The organism is Nocardia sp. NPDC060249, from assembly GCF_042728755.1.
GTDB lineage: Bacteria > Actinomycetota > Actinomycetes > Mycobacteriales > Mycobacteriaceae > Nocardia.
In genome coordinates this window covers 1-25,548 of record NZ_JBHXAQ010000022.1, presented here as the reverse complement: position 1 = coordinate 25,548, position 25,548 = coordinate 1, and the positions used below count along the sequence as shown (strand labels likewise).

Annotated in this window: 25 protein-coding genes; 10 read left to right on the top strand and 15 right to left on the bottom strand. The window is 67.8% G+C overall.

Annotated elements, in window-relative coordinates; translation table 11 throughout:
* The first annotated feature begins 82 nt into the window (after positions 1 to 82).
* Positions 83 to 826, top strand: coding sequence for a DUF4191 domain-containing protein (locus ACFWFP_RS33800; RefSeq protein WP_379301962.1), 744 nt, complete (start codon positions 83 to 85; stop codon positions 824 to 826).
* 53 nt (positions 827 to 879) lie between these two features.
* Here the strand turns inward: ACFWFP_RS33800 and ACFWFP_RS33795 are convergent, their stop codons facing one another.
* Together ACFWFP_RS33795 and ACFWFP_RS33790 are read right to left on the bottom strand one after the other, a co-directional pair.
* Positions 880 to 1,263, bottom strand: coding sequence for a YrdB family protein (locus ACFWFP_RS33795; protein WP_379301960.1), 384 nt, complete (start codon positions 1,261 to 1,263; stop codon positions 880 to 882).
* Between the two features lie 37 nt (positions 1,264 to 1,300).
* Positions 1,301 to 1,756 (bottom strand): RDD family protein, encoded by a 456-nt coding sequence (locus ACFWFP_RS33790; protein WP_379301958.1) that lies wholly within the window; start codon positions 1,754 to 1,756, stop codon positions 1,301 to 1,303.
* Positions 1,757 to 2,044: 288 nt separating this feature from the next.
* On the opposite strand from ACFWFP_RS33790, the gene glnA reads away from it, so the two are divergent.
* Complete coding sequence (glnA, locus tag ACFWFP_RS33785; protein WP_378919328.1) at positions 2,045 to 3,481, top strand: type I glutamate--ammonia ligase; 1,437 nt, start codon at positions 2,045 to 2,047, stop codon at positions 3,479 to 3,481.
* A 171-nt stretch (positions 3,482 to 3,652) separates the two neighbouring features.
* On the opposite strand, the gene ACFWFP_RS33780 is transcribed toward glnA, so the two are convergent.
* The gene (locus ACFWFP_RS33780; protein WP_379301956.1) at positions 3,653 to 4,240 is read right to left on the bottom strand and encodes a TetR family transcriptional regulator; all 588 of its coding nucleotides are present in this window, start codon (positions 4,238 to 4,240) and stop codon (positions 3,653 to 3,655) included.
* Positions 4,241 to 4,284: 44 nt separating this feature from the next.
* Here ACFWFP_RS33780 and ACFWFP_RS33775 point away from each other — a divergent pair, with 44 nt between their 5' ends.
* Positions 4,285 to 5,193 (top strand): SDR family NAD(P)-dependent oxidoreductase, encoded by a 909-nt coding sequence (locus ACFWFP_RS33775; RefSeq protein WP_379301954.1) that lies wholly within the window; start codon positions 4,285 to 4,287, stop codon positions 5,191 to 5,193.
* A gap of 63 nt (positions 5,194 to 5,256) precedes the next feature.
* Complete coding sequence (locus ACFWFP_RS33770; protein ID WP_379301952.1) at positions 5,257 to 6,909, top strand: CocE/NonD family hydrolase; 1,653 nt, start codon at positions 5,257 to 5,259, stop codon at positions 6,907 to 6,909.
* Positions 6,910 to 6,985: 76 nt separating this feature from the next.
* On the opposite strand, the gene ACFWFP_RS33765 is transcribed toward ACFWFP_RS33770, so the two are convergent.
* The 3 genes from ACFWFP_RS33765 to ACFWFP_RS33755 form a co-directional block, all read right to left on the bottom strand.
* Positions 6,986 to 8,713 (bottom strand): alpha/beta fold hydrolase, encoded by a 1,728-nt coding sequence (locus tag ACFWFP_RS33765; protein ID WP_379301950.1) that lies wholly within the window; start codon positions 8,711 to 8,713, stop codon positions 6,986 to 6,988.
* Between the two features lie 72 nt (positions 8,714 to 8,785).
* The gene (locus ACFWFP_RS33760) at positions 8,786 to 9,340 is read right to left on the bottom strand and encodes a TetR/AcrR family transcriptional regulator (RefSeq protein ID WP_379301948.1); all 555 of its coding nucleotides are present in this window, start codon (positions 9,338 to 9,340) and stop codon (positions 8,786 to 8,788) included.
* A 67-nt stretch (positions 9,341 to 9,407) separates the two neighbouring features.
* Positions 9,408 to 10,358 carry an NAD(P)H-dependent flavin oxidoreductase gene (locus ACFWFP_RS33755; protein ID WP_379301946.1) on the bottom strand — a complete coding sequence of 317 codons (951 nt, stop codon included), beginning with the start codon at positions 10,356 to 10,358 and terminating at the stop codon, positions 9,408 to 9,410.
* Positions 10,359 to 10,603: 245 nt separating this feature from the next.
* On the opposite strand from ACFWFP_RS33755, the gene ACFWFP_RS33750 reads away from it, so the two are divergent.
* Positions 10,604 to 10,906: a hypothetical protein gene (locus tag ACFWFP_RS33750; RefSeq protein ID WP_379301944.1), complete on the top strand. Its 303-nt coding sequence runs from the start codon at positions 10,604 to 10,606 to the stop codon at positions 10,904 to 10,906.
* On the opposite strand, the gene ACFWFP_RS33745 is transcribed toward ACFWFP_RS33750, so the two are convergent.
* A complete protein-coding gene (locus tag ACFWFP_RS33745; protein WP_379301942.1) occupies positions 10,842 to 11,420 on the bottom strand; it encodes a TetR/AcrR family transcriptional regulator in 579 nt (192 codons plus the stop codon). The two genes, ACFWFP_RS33750 and ACFWFP_RS33745, sit on opposite strands and share 65 nt — an antisense overlap.
* A gap of 99 nt (positions 11,421 to 11,519) precedes the next feature.
* Between ACFWFP_RS33745 and ACFWFP_RS33740 the strand changes: the two genes are divergently transcribed.
* On the top strand, positions 11,520 to 12,188 hold the full coding sequence (locus ACFWFP_RS33740; RefSeq protein ID WP_379301940.1) for a methyltransferase domain-containing protein: 669 nt from the start codon (positions 11,520 to 11,522) through the stop codon (positions 12,186 to 12,188).
* A 73-nt stretch (positions 12,189 to 12,261) separates the two neighbouring features.
* Positions 12,262 to 12,903 carry an HD domain-containing protein gene (locus ACFWFP_RS33735; RefSeq protein ID WP_379301938.1) on the top strand — a complete coding sequence of 214 codons (642 nt, stop codon included), beginning with the start codon at positions 12,262 to 12,264 and terminating at the stop codon, positions 12,901 to 12,903.
* Positions 12,904 to 12,991: 88 nt separating this feature from the next.
* Here ACFWFP_RS33735 and ACFWFP_RS33730 read toward each other — a convergent pair whose 3' ends face one another.
* The 6 genes from ACFWFP_RS33730 to ACFWFP_RS33705 all read right to left on the bottom strand — a co-directional run bounded on the left by ACFWFP_RS33730 (position 12,992) and on the right by ACFWFP_RS33705 (position 19,118).
* On the bottom strand, positions 12,992 to 13,744 hold the full coding sequence (locus tag ACFWFP_RS33730; RefSeq protein WP_379301936.1) for a copper homeostasis protein CutC: 753 nt from the start codon (positions 13,742 to 13,744) through the stop codon (positions 12,992 to 12,994).
* 1 nt (position 13,745) lies between these two features.
* Positions 13,746 to 14,525 carry a glucosamine-6-phosphate deaminase gene (gene nagB, locus ACFWFP_RS33725; protein ID WP_379301934.1) on the bottom strand — a complete coding sequence of 260 codons (780 nt, stop codon included), beginning with the start codon at positions 14,523 to 14,525 and terminating at the stop codon, positions 13,746 to 13,748.
* Positions 14,525 to 15,694: an N-acetylglucosamine-6-phosphate deacetylase gene (locus tag ACFWFP_RS33720; RefSeq protein WP_379302016.1), complete on the bottom strand. Its 1,170-nt coding sequence runs from the start codon at positions 15,692 to 15,694 to the stop codon at positions 14,525 to 14,527. Before ACFWFP_RS33720 ends, nagB begins: the two co-directional genes overlap by 1 nt.
* Before the next feature lie 145 nt (positions 15,695 to 15,839).
* Positions 15,840 to 17,504 (bottom strand): phosphoenolpyruvate--protein phosphotransferase, encoded by a 1,665-nt coding sequence (gene ptsP / locus ACFWFP_RS33715; protein ID WP_379301932.1) that lies wholly within the window; start codon positions 17,502 to 17,504, stop codon positions 15,840 to 15,842.
* Entirely contained in the window at positions 17,504 to 17,767 is a 264-nt protein-coding gene (locus ACFWFP_RS33710; RefSeq protein WP_379301930.1) for an HPr family phosphocarrier protein, read from the bottom strand. The genes ptsP and ACFWFP_RS33710 overlap by 1 nt, the downstream gene beginning before the upstream one ends.
* Before the next feature lie 4 nt (positions 17,768 to 17,771).
* Positions 17,772 to 19,118, bottom strand: a complete 1,347-nt coding sequence (locus ACFWFP_RS33705) for a PTS transporter subunit EIIC (RefSeq protein ID WP_379301928.1) — start codon at positions 19,116 to 19,118, stop codon at positions 17,772 to 17,774.
* 228 nt (positions 19,119 to 19,346) lie between these two features.
* On the opposite strand from ACFWFP_RS33705, the gene ACFWFP_RS33700 reads away from it, so the two are divergent.
* The 3 genes from ACFWFP_RS33700 (at position 19,347) to ACFWFP_RS33690 (ending at position 21,183) form a co-directional block, all read left to right on the top strand.
* The gene (locus ACFWFP_RS33700) at positions 19,347 to 19,577 is read left to right on the top strand and encodes a PTS glucose/sucrose transporter subunit IIB (RefSeq protein ID WP_358112715.1); all 231 of its coding nucleotides are present in this window, start codon (positions 19,347 to 19,349) and stop codon (positions 19,575 to 19,577) included.
* The gene (locus ACFWFP_RS33695; protein WP_379301926.1) at positions 19,574 to 20,029 is read left to right on the top strand and encodes a PTS glucose transporter subunit IIA; all 456 of its coding nucleotides are present in this window, start codon (positions 19,574 to 19,576) and stop codon (positions 20,027 to 20,029) included. Before ACFWFP_RS33700 ends, ACFWFP_RS33695 begins: the two co-directional genes overlap by 4 nt.
* Before the next feature lie 95 nt (positions 20,030 to 20,124).
* Positions 20,125 to 21,183, top strand: coding sequence for a class I SAM-dependent methyltransferase (locus ACFWFP_RS33690; protein WP_379301924.1), 1,059 nt, complete (start codon positions 20,125 to 20,127; stop codon positions 21,181 to 21,183).
* Here the strand turns inward: ACFWFP_RS33690 and ACFWFP_RS33685 are convergent.
* Together ACFWFP_RS33685 and ACFWFP_RS33680 are read right to left on the bottom strand one after the other, a co-directional pair.
* On the bottom strand, positions 21,165 to 24,455 hold the full coding sequence (locus ACFWFP_RS33685; RefSeq protein WP_379301922.1) for a DEAD/DEAH box helicase: 3,291 nt from the start codon (positions 24,453 to 24,455) through the stop codon (positions 21,165 to 21,167). The two genes, ACFWFP_RS33690 and ACFWFP_RS33685, sit on opposite strands and share 19 nt — an antisense overlap.
* 303 nt (positions 24,456 to 24,758) lie before the next feature.
* A complete protein-coding gene (locus ACFWFP_RS33680) occupies positions 24,759 to 25,244 on the bottom strand; it encodes a vancomycin high temperature exclusion protein (RefSeq protein WP_379301920.1) in 486 nt (161 codons plus the stop codon).
* Positions 25,245 to 25,548: the final 304 nt, after the last annotated feature.

The window sequence follows — 25,548 nt, the reverse complement described above, 5'->3', positions numbered from 1 at the left end:
CCGAACGTGCCCGAAACGCCGGGATCGTCGCGCGGTGTGATGCGGTCAGACGCCCCGGCGGCGCGCCATCTAAGCTGACACCATGGCAGGAGGCAAGGGCGGCAAGCCGTCGAAGGAAGCCAGGGCCGCGGCTAAAGCGGCCCGTAAGCAGGCATCACGCGAGCGTCGTCAGCAGTTGTGGCAGGCGTTCAACATGCAGCGCAAGGAAGACAAGGCGCTGCTGCCGCTGATGATCGGCGCACTGGTCGGCACCACGGTGGTCTTCTTCCTCATCGGGCTGATCTTCGACATGCAGTGGTTCCTGCTGCCGCTGGGTCTGCTGCTGGGTGTGCTGCTGGCATTCATCCTGTTCGGGCGCCGTGTGCAGAAGAACGTGTACCGCAAGGCCGAGGGTCAGGCGGGCGCCGCGGCGTGGGTGCTGGAGAACCTGCAGGGCAAGTGGCGGGTGTCCAACGGCGTCGCCGCGACCACCCAGCTCGACGCCGTGCACCGCGTCATCGGCCTGCCCGGGGTGATCTTCGTCGCCGAGGGTTCGCCCCAGCGGGTCCGCTCGCTCATCGCGCAGGAGAAGAAGCGCACCGCCCGCCTGGTCGGTGACACCCCCATCTACGAAGTGATCGTCGGCAACGAGGAAGGCCAGACTCCGCTCAAGGAGCTGCAGAAATACCTCACCAAGCTGCCGCGCAACATCGACGTCAAGCGGATCGACCAGATCGAGGGCAGGCTCTCGGCCCTGAGCTCGCGCAGTGGTCCCGCGATGCCGAAGGGCCCGATGCCCCCCGGCGCGAAGATGAAGGGCATGCAGCGCGCGATTCGTCGCCGCTGACCTACTTCCGCCGCGAGCCCGTCACCTGTTCCAGGTGGCGGGCTCGCGCCGTTTCAGGCTTCGGTCGAGCGGCCGGTCAGCAGCCAGAGGACGCGGTCGTAGGCCAGCAGCTGGTAGCCGATCAGAACGGCCGCCGAGATCAGCGCCAACCGCGGCAGGGCCGCGCCCCACAGCGCCGCCGCCCCGCCGAACAGCACCGCGAACTCGAGCCCGAGCCGCACCGGACCCGGGACCGGCACCGGAGCGCCGCCGCTGCGACTCGGATCATCGGGAACGGCGAACGTCCCCCACAGCACCGCCGCGGCGACCGGCAGCACGACGACGAGCAGATATCGCCAGGGGGAATCGAAGGCTCGCCAGCCCAGCACTCCGAACGAGGTGATGGCGACCAATTCGAGCAGGAAACGCACGGCCAGCAAGGCCGGATTCAGTGACACGGCCTGATCGTAGGGCTGCGCGCGTGGGCCTGACAGCTCAGCGAGCGTTGACCAGTGCCGTCCCGGTGGCCCGGTCGTGCATGCCGCGACCGTCGGCGTCGGTGAACAGCGCCGGCACCACGAACACCAGCAGCACCTGCCTGGCCAGCGCGCGCACGAAGCCCACCGCCACCGGAGCGTCGATGCGCAGCACCCGCAGCTTCATGAAGTACTGGCCCGGCGTGAACCCGAACAGGGTCACCGCGGCCACGCCGACCACGAACCACACCAGCAGCGGCACCGACGACGACACGAAGCTGCGGGTGATCACCGCGGCGATCCCGACCGCGATGAACCAGTCGATGAACAGCGCGACGACGCGGCGCCACGTCGGGGCGAGCGAGCCCGCTCCCTCGCGCGGCAGCCCGTAGAGCTCACCGGGGTAGCCGGAGATTTCCGAGTCGCCGGGTTCGCCCGGGGATCCGGAGAGCCATGTGCCGGTAATACGTGCCATGCCACCCAGGATAGTGGCGCGCGATCGGCCGCCCACGACCGCATAAATGGAGGTCACGTCAGCGCGGGATCGCGCGGATGGCAGGATTAGCGTGGAGATCGCGCCCGGATGGCTGACATCACCCAGGCATCCGGTTCGCGTAACACTGGCGAAACATAGCCTTGACTGTTGGGAAACACCGCGTCCTTAGCGTCAGGTCGCGACGAACCCCTTCGTAGCGACTGCGCGCAGGTCGTTCGAGAGGGCCAGCATCGCGACTGGCTGGGAACCGATTCGTAAGGAGAGCAAGTGACGTTCAGCACGGCCGAAGAGGTCATCCAGTACATCAAGGAAGAGGACATCGAATACGTCGATATCCGCTTCTCCGACCTGCCCGGCGTCCAGCAGCACTTCTCGATCCCGGCCAAGGCGTTCACCGCCGACCTGGCGGAAGAGGGTCTGGCGTTCGACGGCTCCTCGGTGCGTGGCTTCCAGTCGATCGACGAGTCGGACATGCTCCTGCTCCCCGACTTCAGCACCGCGCGGATCGACCCGTTCCGTGCCGCGAAGACGCTCAACCTGAACTTCTTCGTGCACGACCCGTTCACCCGTGAGGCGTACTCCCGCGACCCGCGCAACATCGCGCGCAAGGCGGAGGAGTACCTGCGTTCGACCGGTATCGCCGACACCGCCTTCTTCGGTGCCGAGGCCGAGTTCTACATCTTCGACGGCGTCCGCTACGGCTCCGGCATGAACGGTTCGTTCTACGAGATCGAGTCCGTCTCCGGTTCGTGGAACACCGGCAAGGAGTTCAACCCGGACGGCAGCCGCAACCTCGGCTACAAGGTCCGCAACAAGGGTGGCTACTTCCCCGTCGCCCCGTACGACCACTACGTCGACCTGCGCGACAAGATCTCGACCAACCTGCAGAACGCGGGCTTCGAGCTCGAGCGCGGCCACCACGAGGTCGGCACCGCCGGTCAGGCCGAGATCAACTACAAGTTCGGCACGCTGCTCTCGGCCGCGGACGACCTGCAGCTGTTCAAGTACATCGTGAAGAACACCGCGTGGCAGGAAGGCAAGTCTGTCACCTTCATGCCGAAGCCCCTCTTCGGCGACAACGGCTCGGGCATGCACGTGCACCAGTCGCTGTGGAAGGACGGCAAGCCGCTGTTCCACGACGAGGCCGGCTACGGCGGCCTGTCGGATCTGGCGCGTCACTACATCGGCGGCATCCTGCACCACGCCCCGTCGCTGCTGGCGTTCACCAACCCGACCGTCAACTCGTACCACCGTCTGGTGCCGGGCTACGAGGCCCCCATCAACCTGGTGTACTCGCAGCGCAACCGCTCGGCCGCCGTGCGTATCCCGGTGACGGGCAACAACCCGAAGGCCAAGCGCATCGAGTTCCGCGCGCCTGACTCCTCGGGTAACCCGTACCTGGCCTTCGCCGCCATGATGATGGCCGGCCTGGACGGCATCAAGAACAAGATCGAGCCGCTGGCCCCCGTCGACAAGGACCTCTACGAGCTCCCGCCGGAGGAGGCCAAGAACATCCCCCAGGCCCCCACCAGCCTGGCCACGGTCATCGATCGCCTCGAGGCGGACCACGACTACCTCACCGAGGGCAACGTGTTCACCCCCGACCTGATCGAGACCTGGATCAACATCAAGCGCGAGAGCGAGATCGCCCCGGTCAACCTGCGTCCGCACCCGTACGAGTTCGAGCTCTACTACGACGTGTGATCCTGACCTGCGGGAACGGGCCTGATCGGCCCGTTCCGTCCGCAGTGGGTACGCAGTAATCAGTGTCGAGTCCACCCGCTCCGTAATCACGGGGCGGGTGGACTCGTCTGTATCCGGCGCACGAACGGCGTACCCCCCACCGCGCGCCGGCACCACCGACCGCGAGGCGCGTCAGGTGCGTCGAGGAACGGAATCGGCCAACGCTGTGCGGGCGTCGGTCAGATGCTGGGCGAGGTCGCCGCCTTCGTGCAGCCAGACGCGGTAGGCGGAGAAGAAGCACGCCATGCCGATCTTCGCCCACAGGGACGGGCGCACGTCGCTGTCGACGGCGACGCCCAACTGGCGGGCCAGGTGGTGTTCGATGAGCTGTTCCACGGCGGCCTGCTTCGCCAGATCGCGGGCGCGGAGGGCGGGCGTGCTGGTGATCAGGGCGTCGCGGGTGCGCGCCTGGGTGAGCTGTTCACCGCCGAACCGGCTGATCAGGGGGTTGATGACGACGGCGAGGGTGGTCTCGGGGTGTTCGCCCTCGGGACGTTCGGCGAGGAGCCGGGCCAGGTCGGCACGCAGGTCATCGTCTTCGGGGAAGACCAGCTCTTCTTTGCTGGTGAAGTAGCGGTGCAGGGTGCGGGTGCCGACTTCCGCGGCCGCCGCGATCTCGGCGACGGTGACGCCGTCGAAGCCTCGTTCGGCGAACAGGCCGAACGCGGTGTCGACGATGGACTGCCTGGTCCGTTCCCGTTTGAGATCCCGCAGCGACATCGAAACAGTGTCGCATGACGCGACGACATGGCAGACTATGCCATATGGCATCAAGTGACAGAACTGTGGTCGTCACCGGCGGCACGAGCGGTCTCGGGTACGAATGCGCCAGGAATCTCACGCGCGACCCGCACAACACTGTGGTGATCACCGGTCGCGACGGCACTCGAACTCGGGAACTGGCCGCGACGATCGGCGCGCGCGGCATGGCGCTCGACCTGTCCTCGCGCCCGTCGGTCGGTGGGTTCGTCGCCGAATTCGCCGCCGCGGATCTACCGCCGCTCGCCGGTCTGGTGTGCAACGCGGGGGTGCAGTTCACCCGCCGGACCCTCACCGCGGACGGCATGGAGGCGACCTTCGCCACCAACCACCTCGGTCACCTCGGCCTCATCCTCGACCTGCTCGCCCACTTCACCGCACCCGCGCGAATCATCATGGTGTCCTCGGGAACTCATGACCCCGAGCAGTTCACCGGGATGCCGCACCCATTGCGCGCCACCGCCCGCGAACTCGCCTATCCGCCGTCGCCGACCGAATCGGCACAGCGCGACGCTCGTCGCCGCTACAGCACCTCGAAGTTGGCGAACCTCCAGACCGCCTACCACCTCGCTCGCGAGTTGGCTCCACGCGACATCGCAGTGAACGCGTTCGACCCGGGCCTGATGCCTGGAACCGGATTGGCCAGGGACGCCAGTGCGGTCCAGCGGTTCGGCTGGAAGACGATCGCCCGCGCCCTCGTCGTGCTTCCCGGAGTTCGCACGCCGCGTGGGTCCGGCGCGGATCTCGCGTGGCTGGCCGCGGCACCGGATCGCGAGGGAATCACCGGTCAGTATCTGGTGGGCCGCACACCGGTGCGATCCTCGGTGGCCTCCCGTGACGAAGCGGTACAGCAGGCTCTCTACCGGGACAGTCTGGAGTTGCTCGCCGAGTTGGATGCTCGGGCGGATCGCTGATGGGCGACACGCCCCGGATTATCGGGGCTGGACGGCGAGGCGGGGAGCGGCAATAGTCCGGGGGTGCGATTGGGTGTTGTGGTGGCGCGGGCGGTGGCCGGTGTGGCGTTGGTGCTCGGGACGGCGGTGCCGGCGACGGCCGAGCCGGTGAACGTGTCGTTCACGTGGACGCAGGAGTATTTGACGGCACCCGACGGGACTCGGCTGCATGCCGACGTCCTCCGGCCGCCGGGGGTGGCGGCCGACGCGCGGACTCCGGTGCTGCTGACGGCCAGTCCGTATCGGGCGCATCTGGCGTACCTGTCCCAGCCTCGCCCGGGTGGTGGACCCTCGACCGACAACTTGCCGGTCGAGTGGGCGTTGCGGGCCGGGTACACGTATGTGATCGTCGATCTGCGCGGGTTCGGTGGGTCCAACGGCTGCCCGGATTTCGGTGGCCCGGGGGAGCGGTCGGATGTGGCGGCGGCGGTGGAGTGGGCGGCGAGCAGGCCGTGGTCGACGGGGCGGGTCGGCGTGGTCGGCACGTCCTATGAGGGATGGACCGGGATGATGGCGCTGGCCGCGAAGCCGAAGGGGCTGGCGGCGGTGGCGGCGTTCGAACCGGTCGTCGATCCGTACTCGTATCTCTACATGCAGGGCACGGCGTGGAAGTTCGGTGGAAAACCGTTGACCGAGGACGGTATCCGCCCCGCCGACACCGCGGGCGCGGAACACCTGGCCATCGCCTCGACCCCCGGCCACCCCGACGACGGCGACGAGTACAAAGCCAATGCCGTTCAGATGACCCAGGACTGCGCCGCCCGCTATCTCGCCCTCACCACCGACCACAACGGGGCCAACCCGGATTGGCGCGAGCGCGACATGGTCGAGGCCGTCCGAGGCAACACCACCCCGATGTTCCTCGGCCAGAGCTTCCTCGACTCCAATACCCGTGCCGATCGCATCATCGAGGCTTGGGAAGCCAGAGGTCCCGGGGAACACCGTGCCTGGTTCGGCCAGTGGGGCCACTCGGACTGCCGCGCGAAATGCGACACACCCCACTTCGCCGCGGAGCTCTACGCCTTCCTGGACAAACATGTGGCGGGCGCCGATGTCGAAGTACCGGGCCCGCCGGTGACCGTCGGCCAGTTCGACGGTGGTTGGCGCGGTGAAACCGTGTGGCCGCCTACGGATTCCCGGCGCACCTCCGTCGCGTTGCGCACCGGCACCTACAGCGATCGTGGTCTGTTGCCCGGAGCGGACCGGGAAATCTGGTCGATTTCGGCGCCGGTCACCGAGCCCGTGCACCTCGCGGGCCGCGCGACTGCCGCGCTGACCCTCACCGGCCCGCCGGAAGCGACTGTCGCACTGGAGCTCTACGACATCGCCCCCGACGGCCGTGCCACCGTCACCACGCGCGGCATCGCCCCGGTCCGCGCCGAATCCGAGATCCGGCTGCTCTGGCAGGACGCTCGCCTGGCCACCGGCCACCGACTGGGCGTCCGGATCACCAACGCGGTCGACGACGTGTGGTCGCACACGCCGACGAACGCGGCCGTCACCGTCGCTTCGGCCCGCCTCGACCTGCCCTTGCTCACCAGACCGCGGGAACTGGATCTCCCCGGCGGCGTCCCCATCTGGCACGCACGCTGGCGAACCGAGGAAACCATCACACTCCAGCCGGAGATGGTGAACGACCCTGCGCTTCGGATCGACCTCACGGCGCCGACCGGGTGAGCGTCGCGGAGCGATCCGGCTGTCGGCGCGGCGAAGGCCCGGTAGCGCGGGATCGACCGAGCACGGGTCCGGCCGTCTAGCGGCTGCTGCTCGCAGGGTGGTCTTGCGGTCCCGCGGAAACCGATTCGGCCAGTGCGCGCGCGACCAGCTCCGGATGGGTCAGCTGCGGGTAGTGCCCGGTGCCGGTGATCGTGGTGACCGGTCGATCGGTCGGCTCGATCAGTGGATCGTCCGAACCGACGATGATGTCGACCGGAACTGTGACGCGGGTCAGCTTCGCGGCGAGTTCGTCTCGCGAGGCACCGGCGGCGCGCAGGGCCGCCCAAGTGCGCTGGGCGACACCAGGTCGTCGCAGGTCGGCGCTCGCGGAGGTGATGGCAGGTCCTTCCGGAATGCCCAGTCGCGAGGCCAAGGTCGCGGCGGACATCCGCTTGACGACCTCGGCGGCGAGGGGCGAACCCGTGAGCCGGGAGGCAGGCTGCTGGAGGAACGCGGGCGCGATCAGGACCAGCCGTGACACCCGATCGGGATGGCGCAGCGCGAATTCGATCGCGGCCCAGGTGCCCCACGAATGACCGACGATGACCGGTCGCGTCCGCACCGGCGCCATCAGTTCCTCCATCCAGTCGCCGGTCGACTGCGCGGACACCGCTGAGCGCCCGAGTCCGGGGAGGTCGGCCGCCAGAGTGGGGGCATCCAGCTCCCGCACCACGTCGGACCATGATTCGCTGTCGAGCGGAATCCCGTGCAACAGAACATATTCCGGGTCGGTTCGTTCGCCGATCAGCCACGTCCCGGCACGGAATCCGGATTTCGGTGTAGGTGTGACGGCGCCGTTGCGGCCGGCGACGATCCCGTCGGCGTAGGTGCGCAGCAGTTCGCCGACCGGCGGATGGCTGATGCCCAGACGCTGTGCGATGACGTCGCTTCGGCTGGTGTCGTACCGATCGCTGCTGAGGAAGGACAGCGCTTCGGGATCGGCATGAGTCACTGCCCTGGGCAGTCGACGCACCAGCGCGGTCGGCAGCGTGAAGCGCGGCGCGGCGACGTGCAGATGATCCGCGACGAGCCGAATCAGCTCGGGCAGTACGGGAGTCGCGGCATCCAGCAGCGGATAGGACTTGCCGACCGTATCGGCTTGCGTGGGCAGCCCGACGATGAACCTCGCCACGTAGTCGAGATCGACCACCGGAACGAAGGTATCGGCCGAGCCCGGCAGCGCGGGCAATCGACCCTGCCAAAGGTTGTCGATGATGTCGGAGAGCCCGAAGTACTGGCCGGGTCCGAGCACTCCGGCCGGATTCGCCATGGTCAGCGGGAGGCCGCGCTCGACCGCGATCCGCCGCAGCACACCATCGGCCTCGACCTTCGACGCCTCGTACGCGCCGTTGCCGTAGTCCTGCTCGCCCCCGTCGTCGGCAGCGCGGTAGCCGGTGATGTGGACGATGCGCCGCAGATCCGGTTGCCGTGCAGCCCATTCCAGCACATGCACCGCACCGTCGAGATTGACCCGTCGCGCCACCTCCGCATCCAGCCCGAACTTCATCAACGCGGCCGCGTTGTACACATCACGCACCCCTTCGACGGTGTCGCCCAGCGCGAGGTCCGGTTCGCCGATATCGGTGGTGGTGATGGTCAAACCGGCGGTGTCGACACTGTGCCCGTCCAGCCAGGTCCGCAGTCGATCCTGACTGCCCGCACGCAGCGCGGCTGTGACGGTGTTCCCGTTTCGCAGCAATTCGGCGACCAGGGAGCGGCCGATGAACCCGGCGGCGCCGAAAACGATGGAGTCGGTGTGTGCCATGTTGTCCTACTTTCAGTAGACCGATTTACATATTTTGAAGGTATGCCTTGAGCGATGGGGGTACGGAGCGGCTCAGATCAGCACATCGATGGTGTCTGCGAGGTGCTGAAGTGGGCGGCGGGAACGGTGGGTGCGAGCCAGCACCAGACCGCCTTCGATCAGGGCGAGCGCGACCGTGGTGATCCGTTCGGGTTCGGGATGGCCGAATCCGATCAGTCGTTCCCGGATCGCCTCTTCCCAGAGTCGGTAGGTCGCCGAACAAGCCTGCTGCACGGCATCGTTGGTCGACGCCGTGTCCAAGGCGACGGCCGCCACCGGGCAGCCGATGGTCCAGTCCGACGATTCCAGTTGATCGCCCAGCAGATTCACCATCTTTCGCGCGAAATCTCGCGCGTCCGTCGCCTCGACCGTGCGGATGATCGTCGCGATGTCGGTCCCGCTCTCGGCGAGCGCCGCCGCCACCAATTCGTCCTTACCGCCCGGGAAATGGAAGTACAGCGACCCGCGCGGCGCGCCGCTCTCCTGCACGATCTGATTGAGCCCGGCGCCGAAGTATCCGTGCGACTCGATCAGCGACCGCGTCGCCCTGATCAACTTGCACCGCGTTTCGGCTCCCTTTTTGCCCACGCGCCAAAACTAGACTGGTCTACATATTTTTGCAACAGCCCGACCGCTCGCGCGGTCGCGACCAGCCTTACAGGTGGTGTGCTGCCAGCAGCTCGGCCGCGTCTTCGCACAGTCGGTCGACAATGGTCGCCGCAGGCTCGATATGGGTCACCAATCCGACGCCCTGACCGGCATCCACCGGTGCGAGCCGAGGATCGTCGTCCGCGATCGCCGCACGAAGGCGGTCGGAATCGGGCACGTCGTCGCCCTCGAGCCGCGACCAGGGATCGGTGAACTCGTTGCGCAGCACGCGCGCCGGATAGATCGGTGGCCAGGGCAGATCGAGGGCCTCGTCGAACGCGGTGGTGACGGTGGTGCTGCTGGAGTCGGCGGCGAGCATCGCGAGGCGGGCCGATTCGGGCAATAGTGATTCCTCGGCGGCGGCCAGACAGGTCCCGAGCCACGCTCCCGCCGCTCCCGCCGCGAGCACCGCCGCCAGCGTGCGCCCGGAACCGATACCACCGGCGGCCAGGACCGGGACGGTCGCGATATCGAGCACGGCGTCGAGCAGCGGCAGCAAGGCCAGCCGCTCGGCGCCGTGGCCGCCACCTTCGCTGCCGCGCGCCACCAGAATGTCGATACCCGCGTCCTGAGCACGGTGGGCGCCCGGTGCGTCGTACACCTGGGTGACGGCGAGGATGCCGGCCGCCCGCACCTGGGGGACCCAGGAGAAATCACTGCCGAAACTCACCGAGATAATCCGTGGACCAGCGGCGATCGCAGCCTCGAGCAGCCCGGTTTCGCGGGCGCGGACCCAGTCGACGAGCCCGATCCCGGCCGGTGGTCCGGCGACAGCCAGTTCGCGCCGCAACGCCGCCACCGACCCCGCACTGCCCATGCCGATCATCCCGAGCCCACCCGCCGCGCTCACCGCCGCCGCGAGCCGTCCACCGGCCGCGCCGCCCATCGGCGCGTTCACCAGTGGCGCCCGCAGTCCCAGCGATCGTGACCACTGCGTCGACAGCGTCTGCTCTGACATCGGTGCACCTTTCGCCACGGCTATGACCCAACCATCATGGCAGCTGAGCGGCGGCGCTCTCCCGAAGCGACGCGTGCGGGGATGTTTGTGTTGACGCCCGAATCGGAAAGAATTGGGTGACAACGATATTCGTAATATGCCTCGATCCGGCGGTCGGCGGGCGCGCCGCACGAAACGAACCTCGGCGAAGGACACGCGGTGCGCGTATGTTCGACGGCAATGCCGAACGACGAGACAGGATGGCGATGACGATCAGAGATCGCGTCGAACAGCTGATGACCGAGCCGCTGATCGTTTTCGGCGAGCCGATCGACACTGCCGGCGGTGCCACGGTCATCACCGTCTCGCGCGGTGGTGGCCTGCTGCGGCACCCTCGTCCGGTCGGTGTGTTCGTCGTCCACGAAGGGCGCGCGCACTGGACGCCCGCGATGGACGCCAATCGCATCGCTCAACTCGGCGAATGGATCGGCCTGCTCACCGGGGTCATCGCGGCGCTGGCGATTCTGCGTCGGCCGCCGTGGCCGGACCTGCGCCGCCGGATCCACTGAGCCCGTACAGCGCGAGCGTTTCGAACCGCTGCCACGCCTGCGCGGGTGGTGTCGGCGCGGTCGGCTCGATCACCGGACCCAGCACGCCGAGCAAGGCCCACGACAGGAACTCGATCGTGCCCGCCGGCTGCTCACCGAGGAGTTCACCGATCAGCTCGGCGACGCACTGCCGATAGGCGCGCACGACGGTGGCGGTCGCCTTCGGCCCGATCAGCGGGCGATACACCTCCGGATATTGCCCGGCGAGATGGAACATCACGCGCAGCGGCGCGAGCGGAGAACCCGGTGTTGTCGTGCGGATGATCTCGCGACGCAGGAACTCGGTGCAGCTCACCAGCAGCAGGTCGTCCTTGTCGCGGTAGTGCGCGTAGAAGGTGGACCGCCCGACGTCGGCGCGGCCGATGATGTCGCTCACGGTCACCTTGTCGTAGCCGCGCTCGATCATCAGCTCGATCAGCGCCTTGTGCAGCGTGTCCCTGGTGCGTCGAACCCGGCGATCGGAGTGCTCGGCCATCGCTTCCTCCTGCACGGTTTCCCCGGATCTGTTCGATAACGGACACCTCCGGCGATTCTGCTCCTGGTGACGTGCGCTGCGGCGCCCGACGATGAACTCATGTCCCGAAATCAGCTTCTCACCCCCATGTTCGTCGACGACGCAGGCACCGGTCTGGTCATCGCGGGCCTGCGCCGCTACAACCTCTTCACCACGGTGTTCTTCCTGGGCAGGCATCGTCGCCTGCTCGCCGAATTCGTCACGCTCTCCGGTGCCCGTCGGGGTTCGCACGCCCTCGATATCGGTTGCGGGCCCGGCAAACTCGTGCGCGAACTCGGCAGAGCGGTCGGTCCGAACGGTGCCGCCGTCGGTGTCGATCCCGCCGCCACGGCGGTCGCCGGCAACCGCGACCGGGATCGAGCCACTCATCATCGCTACGTGGTCGGCCCGGCGCAGTCGCTGCCCCTGCCCGATGCCGAATTCGACGTGGTCACCTGTACTTTCGTCATGCACCACATCCCCGAGTCGCAGCGTGACGCCGCGATCGCCGAAATGTGGCGGGTGTTGCGGCCGGGCGGACGGCTCCTGCTCGCCGACGCGTCACCCTCGCCCCGGATGCGGGCAGTCCTCGTACCGTTCTTCGGTCGTGGTGGCGATCCGTTCGCCGATGCCGATATCCGCCACTACACCGGTCGGGTCGAGGCCGTCGGGTTCACCGATCTCAGCTATACCCAGAGCCGCGACCAGACGGGCATCCTCACCGCGCTGAAACCGGTCGCTCACCACTGATCCGGAAAACCTGTCGGAGCCCTCGGCTAGGGTCGATCTCGACACGATCACCAATCGAGCACGGGGGTGCGGCATGGAGTTCGATCAGCGCGAAATCGAGGCACGGGAGTTCGCCCTCGCGGCGCATGGCGATCAGCGCTACGGCGACCATCCCTATGTCACCCATCTCGCGGCCGTGCGGGGTGTCCTCGACGATTTCGGTTACGGCGGTGAACTCGCCCTCGCCGCCTGGCTCCATGATGTCGTCGAAGACACCCCGGTCACCGCCGAGGATGTCGAATTGCGTTTCGGCCGTGAGGTTCTCGACCTGGTGTGGGCGGTCACCGGAATCGGCCCCGACCGCAAAGCGCGAAACCGGGACGCCTACAACAAGATCGCCGCGCACCCGAAGGCCGTCATCCTCAAACTCGCCGACCGCACCGCCAATGCCGAAGCCAGCCCGCCCGCCAGCAGCTGGATGGGCATGTACCGCACCGAACACCCCACCTTCAAGGCCCACCTCGGCGGACTCCTCGCCGACGACCCCACCGTGGCCCGCATGTGGGAACGCCTCGACCGCCGCCTCGACCCGTCGATAGCCCCGCCCACCGATCAGTGGACCGATATCGACGAGTTGGTCGCCGCGGGCGAACACGAAAAAGCCGTTGCGGCAGTACAAGCGGCCTTCGACTGCGGTCCCGGCGAGGCAGAATTGATTCTGGCCGAGCGCTCCTGAAACGAGGAGTTGACAGCCGGGCGAATCCGAACCCGTACTGACCCATCGCGGCCGAGCCCGCGGGTGCTGAGCAGGCGACCAACCCGCATCAGGCACAAGGGTGTCCGGAGGCGTTCGGCTGGTCCACCGCGAGCAGTTGACGGGCAGCGGCGACCGCGAGCGCCTCGTCCAGTCGCTCGTGGCCGGAGGTCCCGCCGCCACCGGGTCCACCGTCATCACCTATGACGCGTCGGGCCGATAGGTGGATGGCGTCGACGCCCGCCCGGTGCAATGCCGCGATGTCACCGACGGTGATCCCGCCACCCGCCATGATCTCGATGCGTCCTGCCGCGTGATCGACCATCGCGGCGAGTTCATCGAGTCCCTCGGCGCAGGTGGGTGCCCCGCCGGAGGTGAGTACCCGGGTCATGCCACCGGCGATCAATGTGTCGAGCGCGGCCGCACGGTCGCGGATCTGATCTATCCCACGATGAAAGGTCAGCTCTATGCCATCGACAGCGACACCATCGAGAACACGACGCAGCCCTTCGGCATCGACCTGGTGGTCCGGGGTGAGTGCACCGATCACCAGACCGGTCGCACCGGCCGACACTGCCGCGCGCGCATCAGCATTCATCACCGCCAGCTCCGCCGCATCGGCGTACACGAAACCTCCGGCCCGGCACCGGATCAGCACATGGACAGCAATGCCGGCTCCCACGACGGACTCGATCGTCCCGATACTCGGCGTGAGCCCACCCGTACTGCCCAGCGCCGCACACAATTCCACCCGATCCGCCCCGGCGCGGCGAGCGCCGAGCGCGCCTGCCACGTCCTGCACCGCGAACTCGAGGGCGGTCACGTCAGAACGACTGCCAGGCGGGCTTGTTCGCGAGCGCGTACTTGTAGTAGTCCGCCAACTTCAGCTTGCTCGCCGCGGCCTCGTCGATCACCACGGTGACATGGGGATGCCACTGCATGACCGAGGCCGGGCAGAACGCCGACAACGGCCCTTCGGCGGCGGCGGCGATCGCGTCGGCCTTACCCGCGCCGAGCGCGATCATCACCAGATGCCCGGCCTCGTTGATGGTGCCGAGGCCCTGGGTGAGCACGTGATGCGGCACATCCTCCGGTCCGTCGAAAAAGCGCGCGTTGTCCTTGCGCGTCTGTTCGGTCAGCGTCTTCACCCGCGTGCGCGAGGTCAGCGCCGACCCGGGCTCGTTGAACCCGATGTGCCCGTCGGTGCCGATCCCCAGCAACTGCACATCGACCCCTCCCGCGGCGGCGATGGCCGCGTCGTACCGACGGCCCTCACCCGCCACGTCACCCGCTTCCCCGTTCGGGCTCAGCACCCGCGCGGGATCCAGGTTCACATGATCGACGAACTCCGATCGGATGACCGAGAAATAGGACTGGGGATGATCTCTCGGCAATCCCACGTACTCGTCGAGCAGGAAAGCGCTGGCGGTGGTGAAGTCCAGCTCGCCCTCGCGGTACCGGCGCGCCAGCTCCTGGTAGCTTCCCAGCGGCGACGATCCGGTCGCCAAGCCGAGGATCGCGTTGCCGCCTTGCACATACCGGCCGACGATATCGGCGACCGTACTCGCCACGTCGTTTTCGTCAGCCCGGATCACGATCTCCATCAGATTCCTTCCGTTCCGGCGACGAGCACCCGCCGCGGCCGCAATGACTGGTCGGTGACAAGAATGTCGGCACGCGCACCGACGGTGAGACTTCCGCGTTCGCCCGCGAGACCGAGGACACGGGCAGGGGTGCGAGTCGCGGAGACAACCGCGTCGGACAGCGGTATGCCGGCGACGTCGACGGTCCAGCGCAGCACGTCGATCAGCCGTGCCGTGCCGCCCGCGATCGACCCGGGCGAACCGTCATCGGTGGCCAGCCGGGCAACGCCGTCGTGTACCTGAACATCGAGGGCGCCCAGCCGATAGTCGCCGTCGCTCATGCCCGCCGCCGCCATCGCATCGGACACCAGCGCGATCTGATCCGGGCCGACGGTATCGAACACCATCGCCACCGTCTCCGGCGCCAAATGCACACCGTCGGCGATCAATTCGACCACCATCTCGCCCCGCCCCGCTGCGGCCAGACAGGCGGCGACCGGTCCGGGGGAGCGGTGATGCAGTGCGGGCATCCCGTTGAACAAGTGCGTAGCGGTCACAGGGCCACCGCTGGCCTGGGTGATGCGCGCCGCGGTGGTCGCCGCATCGGCATCGGTGTGCCCGAGGCTGGGCAGCACGTCCTCTCGGCGCATCGCGGCCAGCAGCTCGTCGAAATGCGCGGTCTCGGGAGCCAAGGTCATCGACCGCACCGTGCCGCGCGCGGCCAGGTAGAGCCGTTCGAACAACGCGGGGTCGCCGGGGATGATCGCCGCGGGATCCTGTGCCCCACAGCGGATCGCGTTGATGAACGGGCCCTCGAGGTGCACCCCGAGCAATGCCCCGTCTTCGACGAGATCCGCCAACATCGCCGCCTGCGCGAGCAGCACCTCCGGCTGATCCGACACCAAGCTCCCCAACAACCCGGTGGTGCCGTGCGCCCGATGATGTGCCGCCGCCACCCGAGCGCCCTCCGCATCAGCATTGGGAAACCCGTACCCGGCCCCACCATGACAGTGCAGATCGATCAGTCCCGGAAGCACCAGGTCGTCGCTGGAGACTGGAAGCCGTTCGGGTGCGGGATGATTCGACACCGCGCCGACCCAGGTGATCAGCCCGTCCTCGAATTCGACAACGCCATCGGCGATGTCACCCTCGACCGCCCCGACGAGACGACCGCGCACGATTCCCGTCACCACGAACCTTCCACCTCACCGGAGCCGTGGTCGGCTCCAACACCCGAACAACCCGATTCGGCACCCACTACGACGATCGAGGACCGCCGCCGGACACCGCATCGCGATCCGGCCGACGGCCGGACCGCGCGCACAACAACTCTTTTCACGCCCGCCCGATGATCGCCGCGACCGCCGCACGCCCCACCTGCGGATTCCGTGCCGCGCGCGCCGCATCGGCCGCGTCCTGGCACTGCTGCGCATCCACCGCGGCCAACGCCGCCCGTACCGCGGGCAACGCGGGCACCGACATGGACAAGCTCGTCACGCCCAGGCCCACCAGCACCGGCGCCAGCGTCGGATCCGACGCCGCCTCACCACACACCCCGACCGATTTACCCGCCGCCGCGCCGGCCGCACCGACCATCGCGATCAGATCGAGCACCGCGGGCTGCCACGGATCGAGCAGTTGCGCGAGCCCGCCCGCCATTCGATCCACCGCGCACGTGTACTGGCTCAGATCGTTGGTTCCGATGCTGACGAAGTCGAGATGGGCAAGCAGATCGGCGGCGCGCAACGCGGCCGCCGGGATCTCGATCATCGCCCCGACCTTGCTCAACCCGGATTCCCTCGCCAGCGCGGCGAATCCGGCAGCTTCGTCCGCGGTGGCGACCATGGGCGCCATCACCCACAGATCGGCCCCGGTGGCCTCGCCCGCACGGGCGAGTGCGGTGAGCTGCGTGGCCAGAGTTTCCGGAAACACCGTGCCGATCCGCAGGCCACGCACGCCGAGTGCCGGATTCTCCTCGGTGCCGAGATCGAGAAACGGCAGCGGCTTGTCCGACCCGGCATCGAGTGTCCGCACGACGACTCGTCGACCGGCGAACTGTTCGAGAACCGCCGTGTACGAAGCGGTCTGCTCATCCAGCGACGGCGCGGAAGTCTTCCCGAGATACATGAACTCGGTGCGGAACAGGCCCACCCCTTCGCTGTCGACGGGCCCGGCCTTCGCCGCGTCATCGACGGTGCCGATGTTCACCAGCAGATGCACCGGCGTTCCATCAGCGGTATGTCCCGGCCCATTGGCCGCCGCGATCCGCGCCTTGTCCGCCGCCGCCTGTTCGAGCGCTGCCCGCTGATGCTCGGGGCTCGGATCGATCACGACCTCGCCGGTGGTGCCGTCGAGCAGCACCGGCACACCGTCGACGAGCCGATCGGTGTCCGGACAGTTCACCACCGCGGGCAATGCGAGCGACTTCGCGAGAATCGCGGTGTGGCTGGTCGGCCCACCCTCGGTGGTGAGCAACCCGACCACGTCACTGTCACCCAGCATCGCCGTATCGGCAGGTGCGAGATCCCGCGCGACCAGCACGAACGGATATCCCGGCTCCGGAATACCCAGCATCGGCAGCCCGAGCAGCACCGCGACGGTCCGCCCTCCGATATCGCGCAGATCGGTCGCCCGCTCGGCCATGTACCCGCCGAGCGCTTCCAGCTTCGCGCAGAATCCCTCGAACGCCAGATGCACCGCGTGCGCTGTCGGCATCCCGGCGGCGAGCTCCTTCTCCGTGGCAGCGACGATGCCCGGATCGCGGGCCATCGTCGCCGACATCGAAAGAATCTCCGCCGCGACCCCACTCACTCGCGCGGCCCTGGCCGTCATCTCGTCGGACACCCCACCGAGCGCGTCCTTGACCCGGGCGAGCTCGTCGGCGACCGAGCCGCCGACGGGATCGTGCGCCGACGTCTCGAGCTGCGATCCGAACCGCAACCACGGCGCGCACACCACGCCCGGGCTCACTCCGAGTCCACGGATCACCTGTTCCGGCATCAGGCGGCGTCCAGATCCGAGGCGATGAGTGCGGCCAACTGGTCCAGTACCGCATCGGCGCCCTCGGCGTGCAGGGTCACCTCGGCCCTGTGGCCGGCGCCCAGCGTCATCACCGCGAGCACGCTCGCCGCGTCGACCGGTTCGCCACCCCCCAGCGAAATCCGTACCGGCACCCCCGCGGCCTGGACGGCCTGCGTGAGTTTCGCGGCGGGCCGCGCGTGCAGCCCCACCTCGGATCCGACGATGACGGTGCGGGTGCTCATTGCCTCACTCACCTTCCAGTTTCTTGTCCAGCTTCGTTTCGACTTCGGCGACCGAGGGCGCATCGGTTCGAGTATCGCCCGTGGCCGTGAGGGCAGTCTCCGCTTCGACCAGGGCCGTGTCGGGCACACCGGCTTCGACATCGGTTTCCGCCTCGCGACCCGGCGTACGCAGGTTCCACTTCTTGATCACGAAGCTGAAGAGCACGTAGTAGATCACCGCGTAGCCGAGCCCGATCGGGATCAGCATCCAGGCGTCGGTGGCCTTGCCGAAGTTCAGCAGGTAGTCGATCGCACCCGCGGAGAACGTGAATCCGTCGTGGATACCGAGCGCGTTCACCAGCGCCATCGATGTGCCCGTCAAGATCGCGTGCACCACATACAGCGGCCACGCCACGAACATGAACGAGAACTCCAGCGGCTCGGTGATGCCGGTGACGAACGCGGTCAGGCCGGTGGAGAGCATGATCCCGCCGACCAGCTTCTTCTGCGACGGACGCGCGTTGCGCCAAATAGCCAGCGCGGCAGCGGGAAGCGCGAACATCATGATCGGGAAGAAGCCCGTCATGAACGTGCCCGCGGTCGGATCACCGGCGAAGAACCGGTTGAGGTCGCCGCGCACGAGCTGGCCGGAGGCGTCGGTGTAATCGCCGACGAGGAACCAGACCGTGGAGTTCAGGATGTGGTGCAGACCGGTCGGGATGAGCAGGCGGTTGGCCGCGCCGTAGATGCCGCCGCCGACCACCGAGTTGTCCGCGACGGTCTCACCCACCCAGGTGAGCGCGGAGTTGAAGGCCGGGTACAGGAAGGCCATGCCGACACCGACGATGAGGCCGGTGAACGCGGTCAGGATCGGCACCAGCCGCCTGCCGTTGAAGAAGCCGAGGAAATCGGGCAGCTTCGTGCGATAGAACCGCTGCCACAGGATCGCCGACAGCAGACCCATCACGATGCCGGCGAGGACGCCGTAGTTGATCAGCGCCTGCGCACCCTTCGGGTCCGTTTTCCCTTCGAGCACGATCGGTGACATCGCTTCGAACACGCCGTTGATCACCATGTAACCGACCACCGCGGCCAGCGCCGTCGACCCGTCGGCCTTCTTTGCCCAGCCGATCGCGATACCGACGGCGAAGATCAGCGGCAGCCAGGTGAACACGGCCTGCCCGGCTGCCGAGATGACCGAGGCGGTGCTCTCCAGCGCGGAGAAGCGGCCGAGGAGGTCGTCCTGGCCGATGCGCAGCAGGATGCCCGCCGCGGGGAGCACCGCGATCGGCAGCATGAGGCTGCGACCGAGGCGCTGCAATCCCGCGAACACCTTCGATTCTTGTTTGGGTGTGTCGGTAACGGCAGTCATGTCGACCTTCTTCGTGCCGGCTTTGCGGCGGTCTCGGCGAGGGAGGACCGGCTTGCCCGCCGATCCGGGTTAACTGTTGTGAACCGGTGTACCTGACGGGTACTGTCCGGTCATAACCAGTTGCCAGTTTGACCAGGTGGAGGTCGGATGTCAACCGCCGAATATGATGTGGCGCACATTCGAGACTCCCATACTGGTACTGGCAACCACCGCCGAAAGGGAGAACATATGTCCAAAGCGGAAGCGATCGTCCAGGGCTTGGGCGGCGCGGACAACATCGTCGAGATCGAGGCCTGCATCACCCGGTTGCGCACCGAGGTGAAGGACGGCGGCAAGGTCGACGAGGCTGCTCTCAAGGCCGCGGGCGCCCACGGCGTCCTCAAGTCGGGCACGGTCGTGCAGGTGGTCGTCGGCCCCGAAGCCGACACCCTGGCCGACGACATCGAGGACATTTTGTGAGCATCCCGGTCATCGCTCCGCTGCCCGGCAAGGTCGTGGCCCTGTCCGAGGTCCCCGATCAGGTCTTCGCCGAGCAGATCGTCGGCTCCGGCGTCGCGCTCGACCCCGACCGCACCCGCGGCACCCTCATGGTGACGGCCCCCATCGCAGGCAAGATCCTCAAACTCCACCCCCACGCCTTCGTCATCTTCGGCAACGGCATCGGCGTCCTGGTCCACCTGGGCATCGACACCGTGAAACTCAAAGGCGAAGGCTTCGAACTCCTCGCCACCGAAGGCGACACCGTAGAAGCCGGCGCCCCCATCGTCACCTTCGACCCGACGAAAACCGCCGCCACCGGCTACTCGGTCATCTGCCCGGTCGTAGTCATGGACTCGGCAAAAGACTCCGTCTACACCGACACCATCGGCACCACCGTCGAATCAGGCAGCCTCCTGTTCGATTCGCCGTAGCCACCCTGACCTGCTGAACCTTTCGGCACGCCGACCCGTAGTTCCGTATCAGCGGGTCGGCGTCGATTCGTATCGCGTCAACAGGAGGACGACCGGTGACCGGAGCTGAGCAATCCAGTGAGCAGTTCGCCGAGCGGTTGTTCGGGGCCGCGCTCGGTGCGATCGATATCCTCGCGGTGCATCTCGGGGATCGGCTCGGCTGGTATCGGGCGTTGGTCGAGGGTGGGCCCGCGGATGCGGGTGAGTTGGTCGCGCGGGCGGGTGGGGATGGCCGGTACGCGCAGGAGTGGCTCGAGCAGCAGGCGGCGACCGGGATACTGACGGTGGCCGCGGACGGGCGGTTCGCGTTGCCCGCCGGTGCCGCCGAGGTGCTCACCGATCCCACCAGTCTCGATTACCTTGCGCCACTGGCTCGTATGCTGGCCGGCGCCGCCACCCAGATGCCCGCGCTCGTGCGCGCTTACCGTGACGGTGGCGGGGTCGGTTGGTCCGAGTACGGCGCCGACCTGCGTGAATCCCAGTCGGACATGAACCGCCCTTGGTTCGAGCAACGTCTCGCGACGGATCTGGCCGGGGTCGCTGACATCCACGCGCTGCTGTCGCGCCCCGATGCCAAGGCGGCTGACATCGGCTCAGGTGGCGGCTGGTCGGCGATCGCCCTTGCCCGCGCCTACCCGGCGCTGGCCGTCGACGGCTACGACATCGACCAGCCCTCGGTGCGGATGGCCACCGAAAACGCCACCGACCTCGGCGGTCGTGTCCGCTTCCACCACGCCGACGCCGCCACCGACCTGCCCGACGCCGCCTACGACGCGCTGTTCGCGTTCGAGTGCCTGCACGACATGCCACACCCGGTCGAGGTGCTGACCTCGATGCGGAAAGCCCTGCGCCCAGGTGGCGCGGTGATCATCATGGATGAGGCCGTCGCTGCGGAATTCACCGCACCCGCGAGCGATATCGACCGCCTGATGTACGGGTTCAGCCTGCTGGTCTGCCTGCCCGACGGCATGGCTCACTCCGGCTCCGCGGGCACCGGCACCGTCATGCGCACCGCGAAACTGGGGGAGTATGCCGAGAAGGCCGGTTTCACCGCCGTCGATGTCCTCCCGATCGAGGACTTCGGATTCTGGCGTTTCTACCGGCTCACGGTCTGATCGGCGAGCTGTTCGGTCTCGACCGTCCAGCGCCTGGCGAGGTCGTCGAAATAGCGCTGGCTGCTCCACAATCGGTAGTTGCCGATCACGTAGACCCGCCGCCGAGCGCGCGACACCGCCGTGTTGAGCACATTCGGATTCGTCGCCGCCCAGCGTCGCGACCCGCCCGCCGCGGGCGATGTCCCCAAGATCAGCACCACGACCTCGGCCGAATTGCCGTGCATCGCATGGACAGTGCCCACCTGCCGCTGCGCGAACTCCGCACCGAGCACGTCCCGCGCGATCTCCTGCGCGCCATCGGCAACGTCACGGAACGGGCTGACCACACGGATATCGGCCGCGGCCACCCCGTCCTCGGTCAACCGTGCGAGCAGCGCGGCGAGCGCTTCCCCTTCGCCAGGAATCCAATTACCCTCGGCCCGTGCGGATCTGACATCGATCCACCGATCGTGCCCGGGAAACTCCGGTCGATCCGGCGTGGCGAACACCAGCAGATCATCGTCATAGGCAATGTGATGCGTGAGCTCGAAAATTTGCCTGTCACTGCGCCGATGGACCCGCAACGGCGTGCCGACCCACACCGGCGCGACCGAATCGGAGGGCATCAGCCAGGTCCCGTACCGCACCCCACGATCAGCCGCCTGGCGCGCCGACGCCTGATCCGGCATCCACTCCGCATCGAGCCCGTACTGCTGCACGAATGCTTCCTGTGCCGAAGTGGGCAGCACGCCAACGGGCCCCAGCTGACGATGATCACCGACGATCACCGCCCGCCGAGCCCGCCACAACCCGCCGGCCACCGACTGCGGCGCAGCCTGCCCGGCATCGTCGACGAACAACCATCCGAGGGCCTCGGACCCCAGCCCGGCGAACAACCGAGGCAACGCGGTGAAGGTCGTCGTGATCATCGGCACCGCGAAGAACAGTGTCTGCCACGCCGCCGCAACGGTTTCCGGCTTCGGCTCGACGGCCAGCTCACCACGGATCAACGCGATGGCGACGATGAGATTGTCGCGAATCCGCGGGGCCGCGTTGAGCAAGAACGCGCGATGCAATTTCAACGCCGATAGGAACAGCTCCCGCCGCGCGCTCGCGTACTGCTCGTCCGCCCACGGATTACACAGCTGGAACTGTTCGTCGTCACCCGCCGCATCACCGAACGGAATGGTGCGCGACCAATTCTCGCGCCCTCGCTCGATAACATCCAGCGCCGCCGTCCGCCGCTGCGTCAACTCGACGTGCTCGCGAATCAGCGTGCGGCCGTGCTCGGCCGCCTGCGCCCACTGCTCCCGCGTGTACTCGACCTCGGTCTGGCGCCGCCGCATGTCCGCCTCGGCGATATGTCGTTCGCGCAGCAACTCGTTGCTGCGCGCACTCCACCGCCGTCCGGCCCGGAATCCCGTCGAGAGCGACGCCACGAACCCCGGCTTCTGCCCACCGTGCTCGCTGAGGAACTTGCCCGCCCGGTGGTGTGCGGCCTGCGCGGCCCGCAGGTGCTCGGTCGCGAGCTGATGACGTTCGCGCCAATGCGCGTGTGCGTCATCTGCGTTGGCGATCTCGGCGGCCGTCGACTGCAGTCCCGCGTTCATGGTGGGCAATTCGGCGACCGCGTCGGCGACGTTCTGGCGCGCCTGCGCGAGCCTGCGCACCTGGGCCCGGCGAGTGGTGAAATCCCGCACCGCGGTCGGCCAATCGGGAATCGAATCCGGGTCGGCCTCGGCTTGCTTGAGGATGTCGAGCATCCCGCCGTTCGGCGTGCCGGTCTTCCGCTCGGCCGCGAACCGGTCCCCGAACCAGAACTGTTCGGCGAACGTTCGTCGCGTCCCGCCCAGTGCCGCGGCGACCAGTCCCCAAGCCGGTGCGCCACCGACGAGCTCGGCCAGGTCGGTGAAGTGATTGAGCTCGCCATCGATCGCGTCGCGATGCTGGATCTCGGCGACCACATCGGCAGCGGTGGCATCGCTACCCGTCGCGAGCACCACTTCGAACCCGGTCACGCAGTTGGCCAATCGGTGCGCGCCCACGGTGTAGTTCTTAGCCACCTGCACCTGCTCGGTGACCCCGGCGAACACCGCCATCGGATCATCGAACGCCGCCAGCTGCGCGGCCCGCTCGACCAGAATCCCCGCCAGCAGGTCTCGCAGCATCGTCGTCGTCCCGGTGCCCGGCGCGCCGTGCACCGCGAAAATGCCCGCATCGTCGCGTAATTCGGACAGCGCGCGATCGACGGCGAACTGCTGTCCGGACACCAGCGGATCGCCCGGCCAGCGTCCGTCCGGAACGAGGTGGGGGAGCAGGCCCTCGACGACCGCATCCTGGCGTCGGCGGACATCGATCCGGTCATCGAGCGGCAGCGATTCCGCCGCTGCGAGGTAGTCGCGCAGCGCCGCCCCGATATCGCCGCGTTCCACGGCTTTCGCGAGCTCGGCGAGGTCCGTGCCGAGCCCGCTGTTCAGGCGATCCTCGGCGGCATCAGTGTCGGCGTCACGCGCCGCGACCTGGACGCACGCCACCCGCACACCGCCGGCCCGCAATTCCGATCGAATGCCCAGCGCGGCACACAGTTCACCGGTGAAGGTTTGCAGGTCGCGGCCGGTCAACCGGGGGGCTTCGACGACGTCGTCGTCGGTCTGGACGGCGAACCGTTCAGCGAAGGCCAATGCCGACATCCCGGCGAGGCCGGGGGAGATGACGCCATCCGCTCCCGCCGCGATCACCGAAGCCGCTACCCCGCGCCCCGCCACGTCCAGCGCACGCCACCGCGGCGCCGGACCCATCTGTTCGGCATCGGGGTGGGTTTCCCTCGTCAGTGTGTCGAGTGCGGCGGTGAATGCCGCCGAGTCATGGTCGAACCCGTCGGCCCAGCCGAGGTCGCCGGGCCCCGGCGCGCGCAGCCGGTTCACGGCCCACGCGAGCCCGGACAACGTCGCCGAGCCTTCGACAACCACGCCGCTGTCGGTCAACGTCACCGCGAAAGCCGCAGTGGTCCCGGCCCGTCGGGCGTCGGCCTCCAGTTGGTCCTCACCGAAGGTCCGCACCAGCGCTTCCCGCGCGCGCCCCACTTCGAACAATCCGCCGTACACGACGAACTGCCACACCCGCCCGGTCTTCAACGCGGGCAGCGCGGCGAGGTTTTCCCATGGCGCGCGGTCATCGGGCGCGAGATCGACCACCAGTCCGTCGGTCTCGACGTCGGGTACCAGTTGCGGGCCGAACAACTCCACCGTTTGCCAGAAACGCACGAGCCGCGCGGCGTGCTCGGAACCGCCCACGATGCACCCCAATCCGGTCGGCGATCATTGCAGACAACCCCGATCACGGTACGCGATCCGGATTCCCCGAGCACGCCACCCCGGCCGTTCAGCCTGCCGTGGCGAGAACATCGGCGCTGGTCCCGCCGTCGCGGCGAGCACCTCGCCGCCCACAACGGTCCCCGGAAAATCCTGTGACTTATCAACCTTCCGCCGCGCACGTTGAGACCATGGACGACTTGCCCCACGCCGCAGACCGATTCGTGCTCGCTGAGCTCAACGGCGAGGACCGGCAGTTCATCGACGCGATGTTGTCCAGCCGCGCTATCGGCGCAGCAGCATCTCCGCCACGGCCTTCGGCGCCGCCAGCCATTCACGAACGTTGTTGCGTACCTCGGTGACCCGCCTGCACTCGCAATAGGCGACCACCCCGTCGGCCTCGATACCCGCGGCCCGGCACAGCGCGACCGCACGGGGGAGATGCTGATACTGACTCACGATGATCGCCCGGTCGATGCCGAACAGCGACTTCGCCCGCTCACAGGTCTCCCGGGTGGAAAGGCCGGCGCGATCGGATCGGACAATGGCCGGGTCGATGCCGTGGTCGAGTAGATAGCGCGTCATCGACGCGATCTCATCGCCCGACGAGCCGCCGGCATCCCCCGACAGCAGAATCTCCTCGGCCTTACCCGCTTCGACCAACTCGATCGCCACATCGAGACGTCCCCGGAGATAGGCCATCGGAGTTCCGTCCGCCGCGACCTTGGCGCCCGGGACGATCACGACAGGTGCGTCGGGCGCGGCCGCCACAGCACTTCTATGGCCCGACGACAAAGTCCACATAGCGATGTTCGCCCCAGCCGTCACCAACACCAGCCCACCCGCCACAACAAGTCCGGCTCTCGCGGTGCGACGCAACCGCCGACGCTTCCCGCTATGTTCCTCCGCCATGCGCACTTTCATACATGAACACTGCGAAAATCTCCCCTGACTAGGGGATTTGACATTGCAAATGTCGACACGTAACTTTATTCCAGTCAGAGCGACACGGACACCGACTCAGCCGCCCAGCGGCCGAGACACGAGGTAGGACGATGAGCGCCTGACTGACTGC